General features: G+C 53.5%; 17 protein-coding genes and 1 pseudogene. 11 read left to right on the forward strand and 7 right to left on the reverse strand.

The genetic code is table 11. The features are described from left to right. Positions 1–175 precede the first annotated feature (175 nt). Positions 176–418 (forward strand): annotated as a pseudogene (locus MUA00_RS21315) (DUF533 domain-containing protein); the annotation flags it as partial. A gap of 92 nt (positions 419–510) precedes the next feature. After that, entirely contained in the window at positions 511–2,568 is a 2,058-nt protein-coding gene (gene ptrB / locus MUA00_RS10795) for an oligopeptidase B (RefSeq protein ID WP_271123096.1), read from the forward strand. 4 nt (positions 2,569–2,572) lie between these two features. On the opposite strand, the gene exoX is transcribed toward ptrB, so the two are convergent. Both exoX and MUA00_RS10805 read right to left on the reverse strand, forming a co-directional pair. After that, positions 2,573–3,235 carry an exodeoxyribonuclease X gene (gene exoX / locus MUA00_RS10800; protein WP_271122908.1) on the reverse strand — a complete coding sequence of 221 codons (663 nt, stop codon included), beginning with the start codon at positions 3,233–3,235 and terminating at the stop codon, positions 2,573–2,575. 164 nt (positions 3,236–3,399) lie between these two features. Continuing rightward, the gene (locus MUA00_RS10805; RefSeq protein WP_271122907.1) at positions 3,400–3,630 is read right to left on the reverse strand and encodes a DNA polymerase III subunit theta; all 231 of its coding nucleotides are present in this window, start codon (positions 3,628–3,630) and stop codon (positions 3,400–3,402) included. A 150-nt stretch (positions 3,631–3,780) separates the two neighbouring features. On the opposite strand from MUA00_RS10805, the gene yobA reads away from it, so the two are divergent. From yobA to pphA, 9 genes are all read left to right on the forward strand, one after another. Further along, a complete protein-coding gene (gene yobA, locus MUA00_RS10810; RefSeq protein WP_271122906.1) occupies positions 3,781–4,155 on the forward strand; it encodes a CopC domain-containing protein YobA in 375 nt (124 codons plus the stop codon). 6 nt (positions 4,156–4,161) lie between these two features. After that, a complete protein-coding gene (gene copD / locus MUA00_RS10815) occupies positions 4,162–5,037 on the forward strand; it encodes a copper homeostasis membrane protein CopD (protein WP_271122905.1) in 876 nt (291 codons plus the stop codon). A 24-nt stretch (positions 5,038–5,061) separates the two neighbouring features. Beyond that, the gene (locus MUA00_RS10820; protein WP_271122904.1) at positions 5,062–5,403 is read left to right on the forward strand and encodes a YebY family protein; all 342 of its coding nucleotides are present in this window, start codon (positions 5,062–5,064) and stop codon (positions 5,401–5,403) included. A gap of 731 nt (positions 5,404–6,134) precedes the next feature. Next, entirely contained in the window at positions 6,135–6,308 is a 174-nt protein-coding gene (locus MUA00_RS10825) for a GnsA/GnsB family addiction module toxin (RefSeq protein ID WP_271122903.1), read from the forward strand. A gap of 225 nt (positions 6,309–6,533) precedes the next feature. Further along, positions 6,534–6,731 carry a hypothetical protein gene (locus tag MUA00_RS10830; RefSeq protein WP_271122902.1) on the forward strand — a complete coding sequence of 66 codons (198 nt, stop codon included), beginning with the start codon at positions 6,534–6,536 and terminating at the stop codon, positions 6,729–6,731. Further along, entirely contained in the window at positions 6,728–7,228 is a 501-nt protein-coding gene (locus MUA00_RS10835) for a 2-oxo-tetronate isomerase (RefSeq protein ID WP_271122901.1), read from the forward strand. The genes MUA00_RS10830 and MUA00_RS10835 overlap by 4 nt, the downstream gene beginning before the upstream one ends. A gap of 292 nt (positions 7,229–7,520) precedes the next feature. After that, complete coding sequence (locus MUA00_RS10840; RefSeq protein WP_271122900.1) at positions 7,521–9,011, forward strand: SulP family inorganic anion transporter; 1,491 nt, start codon at positions 7,521–7,523, stop codon at positions 9,009–9,011. Between the two features lie 157 nt (positions 9,012–9,168). Next, on the forward strand, positions 9,169–9,693 hold the full coding sequence (locus MUA00_RS10845; protein WP_271123095.1) for a GNAT family N-acetyltransferase: 525 nt from the start codon (positions 9,169–9,171) through the stop codon (positions 9,691–9,693). 52 nt (positions 9,694–9,745) lie between these two features. After that, positions 9,746–10,390, forward strand: coding sequence for a protein-serine/threonine phosphatase (gene pphA, locus MUA00_RS10850; protein WP_271122899.1), 645 nt, complete (start codon positions 9,746–9,748; stop codon positions 10,388–10,390). A 3-nt stretch (positions 10,391–10,393) separates the two neighbouring features. On the opposite strand, the gene MUA00_RS10855 is transcribed toward pphA, so the two are convergent. From MUA00_RS10855 to yebS, 5 genes are all read right to left on the reverse strand, one after another. Continuing rightward, positions 10,394–10,585: a YdfD/YebW family protein gene (locus tag MUA00_RS10855; RefSeq protein WP_271122898.1), complete on the reverse strand. Its 192-nt coding sequence runs from the start codon at positions 10,583–10,585 to the stop codon at positions 10,394–10,396. 105 nt (positions 10,586–10,690) lie between these two features. After that, positions 10,691–10,930, reverse strand: a complete 240-nt coding sequence (locus MUA00_RS10860) for a YebV family protein (protein WP_271122897.1) — start codon at positions 10,928–10,930, stop codon at positions 10,691–10,693. Positions 10,931–11,041: 111 nt separating this feature from the next. Continuing rightward, positions 11,042–12,484 carry a 16S rRNA (cytosine(1407)-C(5))-methyltransferase RsmF gene (rsmF, locus tag MUA00_RS10865; RefSeq protein ID WP_271122896.1) on the reverse strand — a complete coding sequence of 481 codons (1,443 nt, stop codon included), beginning with the start codon at positions 12,482–12,484 and terminating at the stop codon, positions 11,042–11,044. Between the two features lie 73 nt (positions 12,485–12,557). After that, positions 12,558–15,191, reverse strand: coding sequence for a PqiB family protein (locus MUA00_RS10870; RefSeq protein ID WP_271122895.1), 2,634 nt, complete (start codon positions 15,189–15,191; stop codon positions 12,558–12,560). Next, the gene (gene yebS, locus MUA00_RS10875) at positions 15,160–16,404 is read right to left on the reverse strand and encodes a membrane integrity lipid transport subunit YebS (RefSeq protein WP_271122894.1); all 1,245 of its coding nucleotides are present in this window, start codon (positions 16,402–16,404) and stop codon (positions 15,160–15,162) included. Before yebS ends, MUA00_RS10870 begins: the two co-directional genes overlap by 32 nt. Positions 16,405–16,517 lie beyond the last annotated feature (113 nt).

Below are 16,517 nucleotides of genomic sequence, written 5' to 3' on the forward strand. Positions count from 1 at the left end.
ACTCTCAGCTAGTTAAGCGATAAACCAGGGGTGTTTCTCATGAATAATTGGTTACAACAGATTCAGTCTATGCTGGGCCAGAGCGGCCTTGTCGGCCAACAAACGCAACAACAAAACGGCGCAGCCGCTGACGAGCAAGGGTTAAGCAAACTGCTGGTGCCAGGCGCGCTGGGCGGGACGCACGCTGATTCAGGAAGCCATCGAAATGCCTCTCGATCTAAAACGCCTGGCGCTGGATGTGAAAAACGAGGAAGAAGCGCTTGAACTTTACTTCCTGAGCTGCGCGGCAATCGACGTCGATCATTTCATGGAACGCAGCTATCTCAATGCTTTAGGCGATGAGCTAAAGATCCCGCAGGACGTGCGTGAAGGCATCGAGCAAGACATCCAAAAACAGAAGTTAAGCCTGCCGGGATAACCCCGGCTTTTTCCTCAAAAGTTCACGTTCCGCTTGCAAGCCTGTCTGAATTTGCCACCCTTACAGGGTGTTAACTAAAAATGAATAATGACATGCCACCAAAAGCGCAAAAGATCCCTCACACCCTGCAACAGCATGGTGACACAAGAATCGACAACTATTACTGGCTGCGTGACGACGATCGCGAGAACCCGGATGTGCTCAATTACCTGCACGAGGAGAATGATTACGGGCGGCAGGTGATGGCAACGCAGCAGGCGCTGCAGGAGCGTCTGCTCAAAGAGATGGTCGACCGTATCCCGCAACACGATGTTTCTGCCCCTTATACCCAGAACGGCTACCGTTACAGGCAGGTATACGAGGCGGGCAACGAATACGCTATTTACCAGCGTCAGTCGGTGGTGCTTTCGGAATGGGACGAGTGGGACACCCTGCTTGATGCGAATCGCCGTGCGGCCCACAGCGAATTTTATACCATGGGCGGGATGGCGATAACGCTCGACAACACGATAATGGCGCTGGCGGAAGATTATCTGTCACGCCGTCAGTACGGGCTGCGTTTTCGCAATCTTGAGACCGGCAACTGGTATCCCGAGGTGCTCAGCAATGTTTCAACGAGCTTTGTCTGGGCGAATGATTCTTCCACGCTTTACTACGTGCGTAAGCATCCTAAAACGCTGCTGCCTTATCAGGTCTGGCGTCACACGGTGGGCCATCCCTCAACGGACGACCAACTGGTGTACGAAGAAAAAGACGACACGTTTTACGTCAGCGTGCATAAAACGACTTCGCAGCACTACATTCTGATTCACCTCGGCAGCGCTACGACGAGCGAAGTGCTGTTGCTGGACGCTGAATTGCTGGATGCGGAGCCGCAATGTTTTGCGCCGCGCCGCAAAGACCACGAGTACACGCTCGATCACTATCAGCACAACTTCTATTTACGCTCTAATCGCGAAGGTAAAAACTTTGGTTTGTATCGCAGCACAGTCCGCGATGAAAAACAGTGGGAGGTGCTTATTCCGCCACGTGAAAACATCATGCTTGAAGGCTTTACGCTGTTTACCGACTGGCTGGTGGTGGAGGAACGTCAACGCGGCCTGACCAGCCTGCGGCAAATCAATCGCAAAACTCGCGAAGTAACAGGGATTGCCTTCGACGATCCGGCTTATGTCACCTGGCTTGGTTACAATCCGGAGCCTGAGTCTTCGCGGCTGCGTTATGGATACTCGTCCATGACTACGCCGGACACGCTCTTTGAGCTGGATATGAACACTGGTGAGAGGCGGGTTCTTAAACAAACAGAAGTGCCCGGGTTTGATGCCGGCAATTATCGCAGCGAACACCTTTGGGTGACCGCGCGCGATGGCGTGCAGGTGCCGGTTTCGCTGGTTTATCATCGCCAGCATTTCCAGCGAGGAAAAAATCCCCTGCTGGTATACGGCTACGGTTCCTACGGCAGCAGCATGGACGCAGATTTCAGCAGCAGCCGTCTTAGTCTGTTAGATAGAGGTTTTGTATTTGCTATCGCCCATGTGCGCGGCGGAGGAGAACTGGGCCAGCAGTGGTACGAAGACGGTAAGTACCTCAAAAAGATGAATACCTTTAACGACTACCTGGACGTCTGCGATGCGCTGTTGCAACAAGGCTACGGCGACCCAAATCTGCTGTACGGCATGGGAGGCAGCGCAGGCGGCATGCTGATGGGCGCCGTTATCAATATGCGTCCGGAATTGTTCCATGGGGTCGTAGCGCAGGTGCCTTTTGTTGATGTGGTAACCACTATGCTGGACGAATCTATCCCGCTTACCACCGGTGAGTTCGAAGAATGGGGGAATCCGCAGGACGAGGAATATTACTTCTACATGAAGCAATACAGCCCGTACGATCGGGTTGCGGAGCAAGCTTACCCGCATATGCTTGTAACCACGGGCCTGCACGATTCCCAGGTGCAATACTGGGAACCGGCGAAATGGGTGGCAAAACTGCGTGATACCAAGCGGGACGACAACCTGCTGCTGCTGTGTACCGATATGGATTCCGGGCACGGCGGGAAATCCGGTCGCTTTAAATCTTATGAAGGGGTGGCGCTGGAGTACGCCTTTTTGATTGCCCTGGCGCAGGGAACATTGCCAGGACGTGCGGGATAATGGGTTATTCCGCTTCCAGATAATGCCTTAAAGTCATACGCAGATCCGGCGTGAGCTCCTTGATGTTATTTAACATCCAGCGCAGATAACCCGGATCGTCCTGCGCAATTTCTTCAATTTTTTTACCGCGATATTTTCCAAACATCATGGTGCTCACCAGAGCAGGGCGTCCGGTAATCGTTACCATTTGATCCGGCGTCCAGCCCGATTCGTCCATAATGCGAATCAGCAAGGCTGCGGTAATATAGCAGTCGAAAAGGGCGCGGTGATGATGCAAACCCGGCGGGGTTTCCACCTCAAGCTTCAGGGATTTATACAACCCCATATTGCTGTATTTGATGCCCGGCCATAAACGGCGGGCAAGCTTTACGGTACAAATCCATTCACCGGGCATATCCGGCAACATGCGGCTATCGAAGCTGGCGTTGTGGGCGACGTAATAGGAGCTGCCGTGATAGCGCGGAATGATCTCTTCAATCCATGGCTTATCCGCCACCATATCTTCGGTAATTTTGTGAATAGCCATTGCCTGGTGGCTAATGGGGCGGTCCGGTCGTACCAGATCGCTCATCGGGTTGACGATTCTTCCGCCTTCAATATCGACAGAAGCAACTTCCACCACGCCTCCCTGCAGCCCGCAGGTTTCCGTATCTATAACGCGCAGCATAATGACTCCAGATTGCCTTCGAACATGCTCAAAACGTTAGCCTAAAGGAATGGCCATGCCATGCCAACCTTTCTTGCCTCGGGCTATGGCAGGCGAGCTTGAGCTTAGGGTTGCTAAACAAAAAACTAAGCGCCAACATTGCAGGGATGATAAAGAGAGTGGAACTATTTCACTTTTGGCTCATAAGGCAGACGGGAAAGATTGACGGAGGCTAAACGGTGAGCGATTAATCTTTCCCGGAACCAGTTCCGCAGATTTTCTGGCTGCTCACGTTCGACGGCCTCGGCGATCACGGGCATATTGTAGCGTTCTTTAAAGGCCACGCCAGCAGCAGCGAGATCGACATTCACTTTGTCCATTTCATCCTGGGGTAAATCGGCGAGATTGTAGTTCATGGCATTCTCCTTCTTTGTCACGGCAGAAGGTACTGCGTGATGAATCCGATGACAAGTTTTTACATGCATTGATAGCTGTTCTCAATTCGACTTGGTTAACACTCGGCGTTATCCTTTCGCCGTCTCACATAATAAAAAGGAATAGTTGATATGGCTTTCACCCTCCCGCGTATCCTGACCGCAGCAGCATTTTTTACTGCGATCGCCGTTTCTCCTGCCGTGTTTGCACACGCACATCTCAAAACCCAGTACCCGGCTGCGGATGCTGCCGTAACGGCTGCGCCACAGGCCCTGACCCTTGATTTTTCCGAGGGAATTGAGCCAAATTTCAGCGGCGTGAAAATCACCGGCCCGCAGGAAGCCGCGGTGAAAACCGGTGCGGTTAAACGCAACGAGAAAGACAACAAACAGCTTATCGTGCCGATAGAAGAGTCCCTTAAGCCCGGTGAGTATTTAGTCGACTGGCATGTGGTGTCCGTTGACGGGCACAAAACTAAAGGAACCTATCACTTCGCCGTGAAATAAAACGAGATGCTATCGGCGCTCTATATCACGCTGCGGTTTGTTCATTTCGCCGCTTTGATGGTGCTGCTTGGCAGCACCGTTTGCAGCGTGTTGCTTGCGCCGCAGCCGTTTAAACCCGTGTTGAGTCTGCGGCTGGCAAAACAATGGCGTCCTGCCATCTGGCTGTCGTTGATTAGCGCAATACTATTGCTGGGCGCGCAGGCTGGGTTAATGGGCAGCGGCTGGGCCGATACCGTTAATCCGCAAGTCTGGTTTGCCGTGCTTGGGACTCGGTTTGGGTCGGTCTGGCTGTGGCAGATTTCTCTTGGCGTTATAACGGTTGTGGTCTTTTTACTTAAGCCACGCGCGCTGCAAAGCGTATTGCTGATACTTGCAGCCGCACAGTTAATCTTACTGGCGGGCGTAGGACATGCCGCGATGCGCGAAGGCCTGCCGGGCGGTATTCAGCGCCTGAATCACGCCATTCACCTGCTTAGCGCTGCCTGGTGGGCTGGAGGGTTGTTGCCGTTGCTAATGTGTATGCGGATGGCGCATAAGCCGCGCTGGCGGCACGCGGCTATTACAGCGATGATGCGTTTTTCACGCTATGGGCATCTTGCCGTCGCGGCTGTAATAGTAACGGGCGTCGTTAATAGCCTGATGATCCTGGGCTGGTCTTTGCCGCTTGAGAGCCGCTATGTACAATTGTTGCTGCTAAAGGTTGCCCTTGTAGCGGTAATGGTGACAATAGCGCTGTTTAATCGCTATGTGCTGGTGCCACGTTTTACCGGTGCGGCGACCCCGGCGCAGCAACGTTTTATACAGCTAACCTGGCTGGAAGTGGTTTTGTCGGTAGCGGTACTTCTCGCGGTGAGCGCCTTTGCTACCTGGGAGCCGTTTTAGCGGCATTAAGACTGAGAGAGATTCATGAAAAAAAGTATCCTGACGCTGTTACTCCTGGCTTGCAGCGGCGCTGCCCTTGCGGCACCACAAATTATTACGGTCAGCCGTTTTGAAGTAGGTAAAGACAAGTGGGCGTTTAATCGCGAAGAGGTGATGTTGAGCTGCCGGGCGAATCATGCTTTGTTCGCCATTAATCCAGCCACGCTGATGCAGTATCCGCTCAATGCCGAAGCGGAGCAGCAGGTTGCAAGTGGTAAAACAACCGGGCAGCCCATTTCCGTTATCCAGATTGACGATCCTAACGCCCCGGGCAAAAAAATGAGCCTGGCGCCGTTTATTGAACGAGCCGGGAAGTTGTGTAGCTAATTCCCCCTGCGCTTTGCCCCGCCAAAAAAAACAGCAATATCCGTAAACCGGTTATTGCTGTTTTCATTGTAATAATCGCCTGCTGCCTGGTTTTTTTCTGAACACTTTTGTGCCGGACTGGAAAACCTGCGCCGGTCATCTATTCTTAAGAGGCAAGGCGACTTAGCCTGCATTAATGCCAACTTTTAGCGCACGGCTCTCTCCCAAGAGCCATTTCCCTGGACCGAATATAGGAATCGTATTCGGTCTTTTTTTGTCTGTAAGAAATATGACGGATTATTCTACCGGCAACAAGAGGGACGTGCCGGAAAAATGAAACCTCACCGGAAAGAATTAGCAGTACTTTTATATGAGCGGTTTACGCTGCTGGTTTTTTTTCCTGCTTAAAATCTGTTTCCTTCGTAGACGTAATTGACGCGGTAAGGGTATTTCAGGCGGCAATACCTGCCCATAAGCTTGACCAGGCGTTATGCGGGCTTCATGAACGCTGCGAAACCGCAAATGACGATTATCGAAAACGGCAGGCATTATGAGATCAATACCAGACCGCCTTCGGGCGGTTTTTTACTGTCATCGCCAAAGGCGCTGCGCCGCCGATATGGACGATAATTTCTGAGTGGTTGTGATTAAGTTAGTCTATTATTTATAATCAGTTATGCGTAAGTACAGCAAACTATCTGCAGTCACCTTACTGGCGCATTGATGCGTTTAAGAAACCAGACGAGGTAAAGATGAGTATTGAGGAACAGAAGCGAAAAGCCGAAGCGGAGATCTCCGCTCTGATCACAAAAAAGATCGCCGAGTTACGGAAAAAGTCGGGAATGGAAGTCTCTGAAATTGAGTTTACTCCCAGCGAGACCATGGCCGGCCTTGAAGGTTATAAAGTAAAAATTAAGCTCATATAAATTCGCTCTCTAAAATGGTCGCGCAAGCGGCCTTTTTTGTTGCGGTCGTTAACCGGGTTTCCCGGTTGCCAGTCGCTGCTTAAAACGCACCCCAGCTCATCATTCCTGGCTATTCTTTATTATTCCCAAACGGGCGCTGTTTGCTTGCTGAACGACATTTGATGCAACGATCCGGGCTGCACCTGCGGTAAGACCTGATGAACTGTTAGCAGAGGAAAAACATTCATGGCGACTTATTTTGAAAATTATCATGGCTGGTTACAGGATGCCCGCGCGGTGGAAAATCAGAAAGCAGCAGCGCCTGTGAACGGAGTCGATAGTCTGGAACCTTATCCCACATTTAAAGCGCATCTTAGGGGTGGCATTAATGCAGGGGCCTTTTCACCCCTCTGGACAGTTACAAAAGGGGAGATGCAGCCATGAAAGAACCATCGCCATCAGTGGCCAATGAGCTGGGAAGATTATTGATCGAAAGGAAATTATTTCTGACGACTGCGGAATCCTGCACCGGCGGGCACATGGCTTCGACTTTATGCGCAGTAGAAGATACGCCTTGTTTTTATGGTACAGGCTTTGTGACCTTCAACGACGATGCCAAAAAAAAGGTGCTGGGCGTCCGGTCTGAAACTCTTCATCAATACACCGCAGTTAGCGGTCAGACAGTGGCGGAAATGGCCGCCGGCGCGTTACTTCTTTCAGGCGCGGATGCGAGTATTGCGGTCAGCGGCTACGCCGGGCCGGAAGGAGGAGAAGACGGAACGCCGGCAGGCACCGTATGGTTTGCATGGCAGCTACCTGATGCAGAAACCTATATAAAATCAGCGCATTTCAAAGGGGACTGCCAGTCGGTAATCGTGCAGGCTACAGATTATGCCCTTGCCGGCATGCTGATGTTGCTTGGGCAAAGCAGCCCGGCTTAACGCTTGCGGACACAGGGAGGTGTATATTAGCTGCCGGTCTATAGTTTTTTAATAATGCTTCTCACGCCAGTAATCTGGTCTTATTGACGGCGAATATTATCGCTTTCCCGGTAAGTTAAAATTAAAACAACTTTAATATGCTCCGCTATAAAACGATGTCCGTGAGAAATTTATGACATCGCTCGCCATTCATTAGCATCCTCACTAATGTGCCAGTACAATCACGCCCGGCTTGATTCTGCCGCGCTTGAAGGCGTGGCGATAAAAACGATAAACCTGCAAAGACCAAATTATGACAACTACTCAAACTCAGATGCACGCGCGGGAAAACTCCCTTCGCTATGTTTTGCGCTCGCCGCGCCTGCTGGTAAGGGAATCGCTTGCTGGCGCGATCACCGCTCTTGCGCTTATCCCCGAAGTTATTTCGTTTTCCGTTATTGCGGGAGTCGATCCAAAAGTCAGCCTTGTGGCTTCCATCGTCCTTTGCTTAGCGATGTCCGTGCTGGGCGGGCGACCGGCGATGGTTACCGCGGCGGCGGGTTCGGTCGCGCTGGTTATCGGGCCGATGGTTCACCAATATGGCGTGGGCTATATCCTGCCTGCCGTGATGCTTGCAGGATTGATTCAAATTCTATTCGGGGTAACCGGACTTGCGCGCATGATGCGCTATATTCCTTTGTCTGTGATGACCGGGTTTGTGAATGCGCTAGGCATTCTGATTTTCTTCGCCCAGGTTCCGCACATCTGGGGACACAGCCCGTTGGTTTGGGGATTATTCGCGCTGACGCTTGCCATCGTTCTGCTGCTGCCGCGCGTGGTGAAATCGGTTCCTTCTCCGCTGGTGGCTATCGTGGTGATTACTGCGGCCAGCATCTGGATGGGTTTTTCAGTTCCGACCGTAGGCGACACCGGGCCTATGCAGGCGGGGATGCCGGGGTTGACCGAGCTGCTGGTGCCGTTGAATCTGGATACGCTACGCATCATCTGGCCATGCGCGCTGAGCATCGCTTTCGTGGGGCTGATGGAATCTTTGCTGACGGCGAAGCTCGTGGATGAACTGACGGATACGCCATCAAGTAAACGTCGCGAGTGCTGGGGGCTGGGTTTATCTAATATCTTCGCCGGGTTCTACGGCGGCATTGCAGGATGCGCCATGATTGGGCAAACCATTGTGAACGTAGAGTTGGGCAAAGGTCGCACGAGAATTTCAACCGTAGCGGCGGGATTAGTGCTGTTGCTTCTGGTTACCGCCTTAAGCGATATGATGGCCAAAATTCCGATGGTGGTGCTGGCCGGGATCATGATGATTGTGGCGGTGAAAACCCTCAACTGGCATAGCCTGTCCCCTGCGACATTAAAGCGAATGCCGGTGCCGGAAACGCTGGTCATGGTCGTTACCGTTGCCGTAACGGTCTATACCGGAAACCTGGCGATAGGGGTTGTGGGAGGCGTGATTTTTGCGATGATGCTGTTTGCTCGCCGTATTGCTCATGTTGTCCGTGCCGAACGTCAGCTTTCGGAGGATGGTCAATCCGTGCGTTACACTGTAACGGGCCCGCTGTTTTTCGCCAGCAGCAACGATTTGTTTGAGCACTTCCGCTACGCTGACGATCCACAAAAGATAACTATCGATCTTTCTCAGGCGCAAATCTGGGATGCCTCGACGGTCGCCGTCCTGGACGCCATCGAAACTCGTTATCAACGTTATGATGGACAGGTGAACATCGTCGGACTTGATATCCGCAGCGCCGGTTTTCATGAGCGCCTGAGCGGGAAGCTTTAAAGCTAAGCCGGTAACCTGCAGGGGGTTACCGGCATCTCAGGATTAATCGCCGGCTTTTTCAAGCCGCATCGCATCTTTCCCCTATATTTATGTCTGCCGGGTAAGCATGCAGGCAAGACTGCAAAATCCATAACGATAAGAAAGGATGAATAGAGTGATGAAAGCGCCCGAGCTCGAAACCGAGCGGCTGGTATTACGCCAGTTTACGCTGGATGATTTTGATGATCTTGCGGCCTGTTGGGCCGATCCGGAAATGGTTAAATTTATCGGCGGCGGGGAGCCGCAGAGCGCCGAGATGAGCTGGGGACGCTTGCTAAGGTATATCGGCCACTGGCATGCGTTAGGCTACGGCTACTGGGCGATGTTTGAAAAAACCTCTGGCCGTTATGTCGGTTCGTTTGGCTTTCAGGACGCGCATCGCGACCTTACGCCCGCTCTGGAATACCCGGAAGCCGGTTGGTCGCTCGTTCCGGCGGTCCACGGTAAGGGATATGCAACAGAAGCGCTGGCGGCCATTTTAAAGTGGGCCGATAGTCACTTCACCGGCCCGGTATGCTGCATTATTGACGATGATAATCAGCGTTCCCTTAATCTTGCCAGACGCTTTGGTTTCGCTTTCCAGCACTATGTTACTTACCATGGCAAACAGGTGCAGATGCTGATCCGCCAGCCTGCCGCATAGCGTGCGTGCCTCTCCTATACTTATTAAATGGGTATGAGCCGGAGGAGGCGTTATGTATCAGCGTATCGACGGTGAAAACTGGCGGCACATTTACATTGTGGGCGACCTGCACGGTTGCCTGTCGAAAATGGTCGCGCAGCTTAAGGCTCACCGCTTCGATCCGTGGCAGGATTTAGTCATTTCCGTCGGGGATGTAATCGATCGCGGCCCGGACAGCCCCGGCTGTCTGGCGCTGCTGGACAAGCGGTGGTTTAAGGCGGTGCGTGGCAACCATGAAGAAATGGCGGTAGATGCGCTTGAGTTGGGTGACAGAATGCTGTGGGTGATGAACGGCGGCGACTGGTTCCGTGGGCTGCCGCAAGAACGTCAGCAAAGCGTGCGCGAGGCGCTGCTACACTGCCGCGAGCTGCCGCTGGTTATCGAACTGCATACGCACGATCACACCTTTGTTATTGCCCATGCGGATTACCCTTCTTCTCATTACGCCTGGAACAAGCCGGTGGATGAACATCGGCTGGTCTGGAGCCGGGAGCGGCTCAATCAAAATATGCTGGGAAAAGGTGAGAACATTACCGGGGCCGATGAGTTTTATTTCGGTCATACGCCGCTAAAAGAAGCGGTTCACTACAACAATCAGCACTATATCGATACCGGCGCGGTGTTCGGCAACAAGCTCACCCTGGTTCAGGTTCAGTGATCGTTACAGGTCGCTGTACTCATGTGCGGGGCGCCAGAAGCCATCAATAAAATCTTCCACCGGATAACAACCACCGTAACGCAGCCGCTGCTCATCCATGGCATACAGGCATTGCTGCTCGGTATTAAAAACGTCAACCACGATATCGTCGCACCCACCGTCCAGGTAACAAACAAATAAAACCAACGCAAACATTAGCGCCTCTGAATCGCTCCGTTTCGCTTAATTGTAGGGGATATGGCGGGAAGAGGGGAAATCCAGGGAATAAATAACCCGTCTGACGGACGGGTTCATCTTGGGTCAGGCAAGGCGCATGACCCATGCATCGGATTGCTGATCGTAATGTTGGCGATAGAGCACGGAGTGTTCACCGTCCAGAACGGCGGGAATACTGGTTTCGTCGTCCCAGGCATCAAGCTGCATGCACAGGTCAGGGTCCGATTTACAGGGGATGCTTAACGTTCGTTCGCCCTGCTGCTCGCCGTGTAATTCAGCATCCTCAATTTCGAAGATGCCTATTCGTACGTTAGTTTTCGTCATCTCGCTCTCCTGTGGTCCACTGAATGTGGTATGACCAGTAGGTCATCCAAACTTGAGCCTAGTCAATTGTGCAAAAAGTGCCAAATAAAAGACGATTATTTTTGTGACGAATTAACGAGAGCCTGCAAACAGTTTGCCATCTCGTACCAGTTCACGCGGGTAGCTGTTTTTTATACGTGAGCCGATTTTCCTTGCCAGCCCAAGGGGTTGGCTTTGATAGGTTACGACGACGTCGTCGTTTAGCGGGGCGGATTCGGGATAAATATCTCGTCCGTGATACCACTCGTCCGCTTCATGTTCTGTTAGCGCAAAGGCAAGCGGAGTGTCCGCGTTTACCAACGCGATAACAGCCTCATGCTGCCAGCGGTAACCTTTGTTGTACTGTTCCGCAAGGCGTAAGCCTATGCGCGAAAATCGGACTTTGCCAATCAGCGGTACGATCTCAGCCGGAAACAGCCAGATTTCTTTATCGCGTTGCCACAGCTTGAGTTCATCGCCCCAGCTAATGCCCACTTTTGCCGCTGAAGCGGTAATGTCTGCAGCAGGCCGTCCATGTAGCGGTGCAAACGGGAATTTGCCCACTTTGTAACCCGGCTCCGGCAGTTGTTCGACAGACGCGGTTTTGCGCAGGCGCGCAACGAAAAAGCCTTCGCAGTCGTAGATCTGTGGGAAGACATGCAGAAAACCTTCTGCCGTAATGGCTTTTGCTGCTTCAGGGAACAGGTCGTTGAGCGGAGCGATTTCAACCGCCTCAGGCCATTCATCAAGCAACCACTGGCAGATCTGCTGATTTTCTTCACGGTTTAAGGTGCAGGTGGAGTAAATCAGGGTGCCGCCCGGACGAAGAGCGTGAAATGCGCTGGCGATAAGCTCCCGTTGAGTATCGGCAATGCTTGCGGTGCTTTCCGGCGTCCAGTTACGTAAGGCATCGGGATCTTTGCGCACCACGCCTTCGCCGGAACAGGGCGCATCGAGCAAAATCGCATCAAAGCATTCCGGCAGCGCGGCGCCAAATACCCGGCCGTCGAAATGGGTCAGCGCAACGTTGCTAATCCCGCAGCGGCTGATATTGGCATGCAGAACTTTGACCCGGCTGGCGGAGTATTCGTTGGCAAGAATGGCGCCGTGATTGCCCATGCGAGCTGCGATTTGTGTGGTTTTCGAGCCCGGCGCGGCAGCAACATCCATGATGCGCTGCGGCTCATTGCCATCGGCAAACAGGGCGGCAACGGGCAGCATAGAGCTTGCTTCCTGAATATAGAACATGCCGCTCAGGTGCTCGGCGGTACTGCCCAGCGGCAGGCTTTCTTCGTCTTCCCGCTCAATCCAGAAACCTTCTTCGCACCATGGAACGGGCGTGAGCCGCCAGTTATATGGCGCAACGAGTTCAAGAAATTCGGCAACCGAAATCTTTAACGTGTTGACGCGTAAACTACGGCGCAGCGGGCGCTGACAGTATTCGATAAAGCTCTCGAGCGATTGCCCGTCAGGCAATGCATCGCGCATAACGTCAAGAAAGGATTGCGGCAGGTAAGCGGAGTGAGTTTGAGCCACTGGGGAGTTCCACAGAAAAATAAGGCGCGCAGTGTAGCATAAACCGCCCCGGCAGAGCACCGGGGCGCATTGTTTAACGTGGCAGGGCGGTGCCCCACTGACGCCACTCTTTCGGTTCACTTTCGAGCAGCAGGAAGTGTTTGCCCGGTTCCGCTTTTGGCGCAAGCGGCGTGCCCGGCGGAGTTGCAAACGCGATGCCGCCACGGATGAACTGGTTAAAGGTACCTGTTTTCACTACGCCACCGGTCAGCCCGAAATCAAGGCTGTAGCCCGAGGCAAGCCAGAAGACCGAACTGTCGCGCACCAGATGCTGGAAGCGTTTACTGATGCGCAGACCGACCATCACGCGATCGGACAGGTTACCAAGCGTAAGCCCCGTCACGGTGCCAACCTCCACGCCGCGGAACAGCACCGGCGTGCCAATGCTCAGCGCGCCAGCTTCGGGTACTTCAAGCACGATGCTCAGGCCGTCCGAATAGCGGGAGTCGGTGATGGAGGTTTCCTGCAGCTCAAAGTCACGTCGCGGTGCGCCGCGGCCTGGTTCAACGTTGATATACGGCTGGAGGATAGTATCCAGGTGGTCGACGCCCGCCGCCGAAATCTGCGGCGTTACCACGGAGAAACGGGTGCCGCCGCGAGCAAATGTCGACACAAATTCAGGGTAGAGCACCGCTTTCGCTTCCACTTCGCTGCGCGATTCGGTGAGATTGAGCGATTCAAGCTGGCCAATGTTGATCCCGAGATAACGAATTGGCATGCCGGCGGAGAGTTTGCCTGCGTCAAATGTATGCAGCGTAATCTGGCTACCCACCGCACGGGCGGCTGTTTCTGACGCATAAAGCACGCGTTTGTCGCCTTTGGCGTAACCTGCGCCCGCACCGGTAAGGTTATCGAAGCTGATCGCCCCTTTTAAAGCACGGGAAAGAGGGGAGGCCTGAACCGTCAGGCCGCTGCCGTTCAGTTGCACTCGCGCGCCGCCTTCGGCCCAGAACACGCTGCTTGAGGTAAGCAGCTTGCGGTATTCCGGCTTGATATGGACATCAATATCAAAGCTGTTGGCTTTTGGACGGACGGTGATAATTTCCCCGACCTGGAATTTACGGTAGAGCACAACGGACCCGGCCTGGATATCCGGCAGGCTTGCGGCGGTAAGCGTTAAGGTAGTGGTAGGAAGGTCGCTTAAGCTGTTTTCGACCGCTTTTTCCAGATTGGCGTACAGCGGGTAGCTGGATTTCATCTCGCCTTTGCTGCCGGGAATCACCCGGACGCCGCCGCTGACCCATTCGCTGGCGCTGGCCCCGAGGAATTCAACGCCGTCCATGCCCAGTTTTACGTCAATGCGGCTATTTACCACGAATTTACTGTCGCCCTGCAACAGATGGCGATACTGAGGTTCGATGGCGACCGCAAAGCTCACGCCTTTGGCGCTTAAAGAACGCTCCAGCACCTGGCCTATTTGAATGCCGTGCAGGATAACGGGCTGGCCCGCGTCGATGCCATAGCTTTCCGGCGCGGTGAGGCTGAGGGTCAGAACGTTAGGCTGCTGCAGCGGAGTTTTGTCGCTCGGCAGTATCACAAAGTGATCCTGCGGCGAACCTTCACCGGGAACCAGTTCGAAAGTATTACCCGTCAGCAGGCTGCTGACGTTCGGATTGCTCAGCGAAATTTTCGGGCTGCGTAACTCAATGCGCGTACCGCTGCGCATGAGATTAACCACGCCGGGATCCACCGTCATTTCGCCGGTCACCGCGCCGCCTGGGATCAGATTGAGTTTGGTCAGCGTGCCGACTTCAAGCCCCTGGTACATCAGGGGTGTCGAGCCTGCTTTCAAACCTTCACCACCGGGAAGATCGAGTTTAATTATCACGCCTCGCTGGCTGTGGGCGAGATCTTCGTAGAGCCCGAACTCGTCGTCGGCTTTAGCCTGCCCGGAACCTTCCGGGGAATCGAAAGCTATGGCGCCGTTAACAAGCGCTGCGAGGCTTTCAAGTTGAATTTGCGCGCCGCTGAGGCTGATATTGGTTTTTACTCCGGAGACGTTCCAGAAGCGGCTGCCTTTTTTCACCAGGCTGGTGAAGCGGCGATCGATCAGCACATCAATGGTAACGCCCTGTTTATTAGGGCTGATGGTGTAATCGTAAACGCGACCCACGGGAATTTTACGGAAGTAAACCAGCGATCCGCTGTTCAGCGAGCCTAAATCCGGGGCGTGAAGATGAATCATCAGCTCGCCGTTGTTCAGGCGATATTTGGGCTGCGTGTCGAGCGCGACAAAATGATCTTTAGGCTCGCCTTTGCCGGGCATCATGCCGATGTAATTGCCGCCTACCAGCGCATCCAGACCGGAAACCCCTGCCAGCGAGGCCTTAGGCGTCACAAGCCAGAACTGGGTTTCATCGCGCAGCGCATCTTTCATGTCGCTTTTTATGCTGACTTTAACTTCGATTTTATTGAGGTTATCGCCAAGGCTTACGCTTTGTACTGTTCCCACTTCCACGCCCTGATAGCGCACGGGCGTACGCCCGGCAACGATGCCGTCCGCAGAGATGAAATCAATAGTGGCCGTGGTGCCTCGTTCTTCATAGGTTGTCCAGATAAGCCAGCTTGCAATCAGCAGGGCGATAATTGGCAACAACCAGAAGGGAGAAATCCGGCGTTTTGTTTTAATTCGCGCTTCAGTCGGTGAAGCGGGCGTTTCCTGACTCATGTGCGTCCCAAAGTAGTCGGCTATCCAGCCATTCGACAGCAAGAATAGTTAAAATTACCGCCGCGCCAAAATAAAACGCGGCGGGTCCCATAGTAAACGCCAACAACTGGTCACGGTTAACCAGCGACATGGTGAGTGCAATCACGAACAGGTCAAGCATCGACCAGCGGCCAATCCAGGTAATAAATCGCAGCAGCAAAATGCGCGTGCGCAGCCCTCTCTCACACTTGAAATGGATACTGAGCAAAAGCGTAATCAGTACAATCACCTTAGTAAACGGTACGAGAATACTCGCGATAAATACCACTGCGGCTACGGCGATATTACTGCTGGCGAGCGAAATAATGCCGGAGAGAATGGTGTCTTCCTGGCGCGCGCCGTTGACGTAAATCACGGAGATGGGCAGCAAATTTGCGGGCAACAGGAACATTAATGAGGCAATGAGCGCAGCCCAGGATTTTTGCAGGCTTTGACGGCGGCGGTGACGCAGCGGTACATGGCAGCGCGGGCAGCGGCCGCGAGCGTCCGGTACGCCGGTAAAATGGCAGCCGAGGCATACGCGTAGCTGGGCATTGAACGCGCGCGCGGGGCGCTGGGGATAAAACCGTTCCCAGAGCTGCTCAACGTTCAGGTGAATCATCGTCAGCAGGCTTAATACCACAAGAGCCACAAAGGCGACCAGGCCCACGCCTGGCTGCATAAACGCATACTCTTTGACTTTGATGGATGCAACGCCAATGCCCACCAGATAAATATCCAGCATCACCCACTCTTTGAGCTTGTCGAGCATCAGCAATACCGGCCGCAAATTCATGCCGAGTATATTGCCGAAATAGAGATAGACGAGCGCGGCGACAAGCGTTGTGGGCGCGCCTACGGCACAAAACAACACCATAGCGCCGGTAATGGGATCGCCCTGTCTGGTCATCTGCCAGATGCCCTGAAAAACATTGGCGTCGATTTTCGTTCCCAATAGATAGATGCGCAGCAGGGGCTCGGAAAAGGCGACGGGCATCAGCAGCAGCATAGCAATCGCCATCGCAGCCAGGCGGGTTAAAGACCAGTCGCGCCCGTGATGCACTTTGGCGTCGCAGCGCGGGCAGTAGGCGCTTTGGGATGATTTCACCGCAGGCAAAGAGAAAAGGGTATCGCATTCGTGGCAACGCTGATAACTTGCCTGCGGCAAAACCTGACTAATGGCGTGTATTTTCATTTTTCGTCGTCGGCCAGGAGTACCCGTGCGGCATGTGGTATCTCGTTGTGATAGGAATTATTGATATAAGCCTATCGTAATTCACAAAATGATACACCTTGTGGCACAGCGCA

Source organism: Dryocola boscaweniae, assembly GCF_025215095.1.
In the GTDB taxonomy this organism is placed as follows: domain Bacteria; phylum Pseudomonadota; class Gammaproteobacteria; order Enterobacterales; family Enterobacteriaceae; genus Dryocola; species Dryocola boscaweniae.

Coding starts and splice junctions, on each gene's coding strand:
- MUA00_RS10845 (WP_271123095.1), top strand. CDS start 9,169: ATGAAAGCGCCCGAGCTCGAAACCGAGCGGCTGGTATTACGCCAGTTT.
- copD (WP_271122905.1), top strand. CDS start 4,162: ATGCTATCGGCGCTCTATATCACGCTGCGGTTTGTTCATTTCGCCGCT.
- pphA (WP_271122899.1), top strand. CDS start 9,746: ATGTATCAGCGTATCGACGGTGAAAACTGGCGGCACATTTACATTGTG.
- exoX (WP_271122908.1), bottom strand. CDS start 3,235: ATGCTGCGCGTTATAGATACGGAAACCTGCGGGCTGCAGGGAGGCGTG.
- yebS (WP_271122894.1), bottom strand. CDS start 16,404: ATGAAAATACACGCCATTAGTCAGGTTTTGCCGCAGGCAAGTTATCAG.
- MUA00_RS10870 (WP_271122895.1), bottom strand. CDS start 15,191: ATGAGTCAGGAAACGCCCGCTTCACCGACTGAAGCGCGAATTAAAACA.
- yobA (WP_271122906.1), top strand. CDS start 3,781: ATGGCTTTCACCCTCCCGCGTATCCTGACCGCAGCAGCATTTTTTACT.
- MUA00_RS10855 (WP_271122898.1), bottom strand. CDS start 10,585: ATGTTTGCGTTGGTTTTATTTGTTTGTTACCTGGACGGTGGGTGCGAC.
- MUA00_RS10805 (WP_271122907.1), bottom strand. CDS start 3,630: ATGAACTACAATCTCGCCGATTTACCCCAGGATGAAATGGACAAAGTG.
- MUA00_RS10825 (WP_271122903.1), top strand. CDS start 6,135: ATGAGTATTGAGGAACAGAAGCGAAAAGCCGAAGCGGAGATCTCCGCT.
- MUA00_RS10820 (WP_271122904.1), top strand. CDS start 5,062: ATGAAAAAAAGTATCCTGACGCTGTTACTCCTGGCTTGCAGCGGCGCT.
- MUA00_RS10830 (WP_271122902.1), top strand. CDS start 6,534: ATGGCGACTTATTTTGAAAATTATCATGGCTGGTTACAGGATGCCCGC.
- MUA00_RS10860 (WP_271122897.1), bottom strand. CDS start 10,930: ATGACGAAAACTAACGTACGAATAGGCATCTTCGAAATTGAGGATGCT.
- ptrB (WP_271123096.1), top strand. CDS start 511: ATGCCACCAAAAGCGCAAAAGATCCCTCACACCCTGCAACAGCATGGT.
- MUA00_RS10835 (WP_271122901.1), top strand. CDS start 6,728: ATGAAAGAACCATCGCCATCAGTGGCCAATGAGCTGGGAAGATTATTG.
- MUA00_RS10840 (WP_271122900.1), top strand. CDS start 7,521: ATGACAACTACTCAAACTCAGATGCACGCGCGGGAAAACTCCCTTCGC.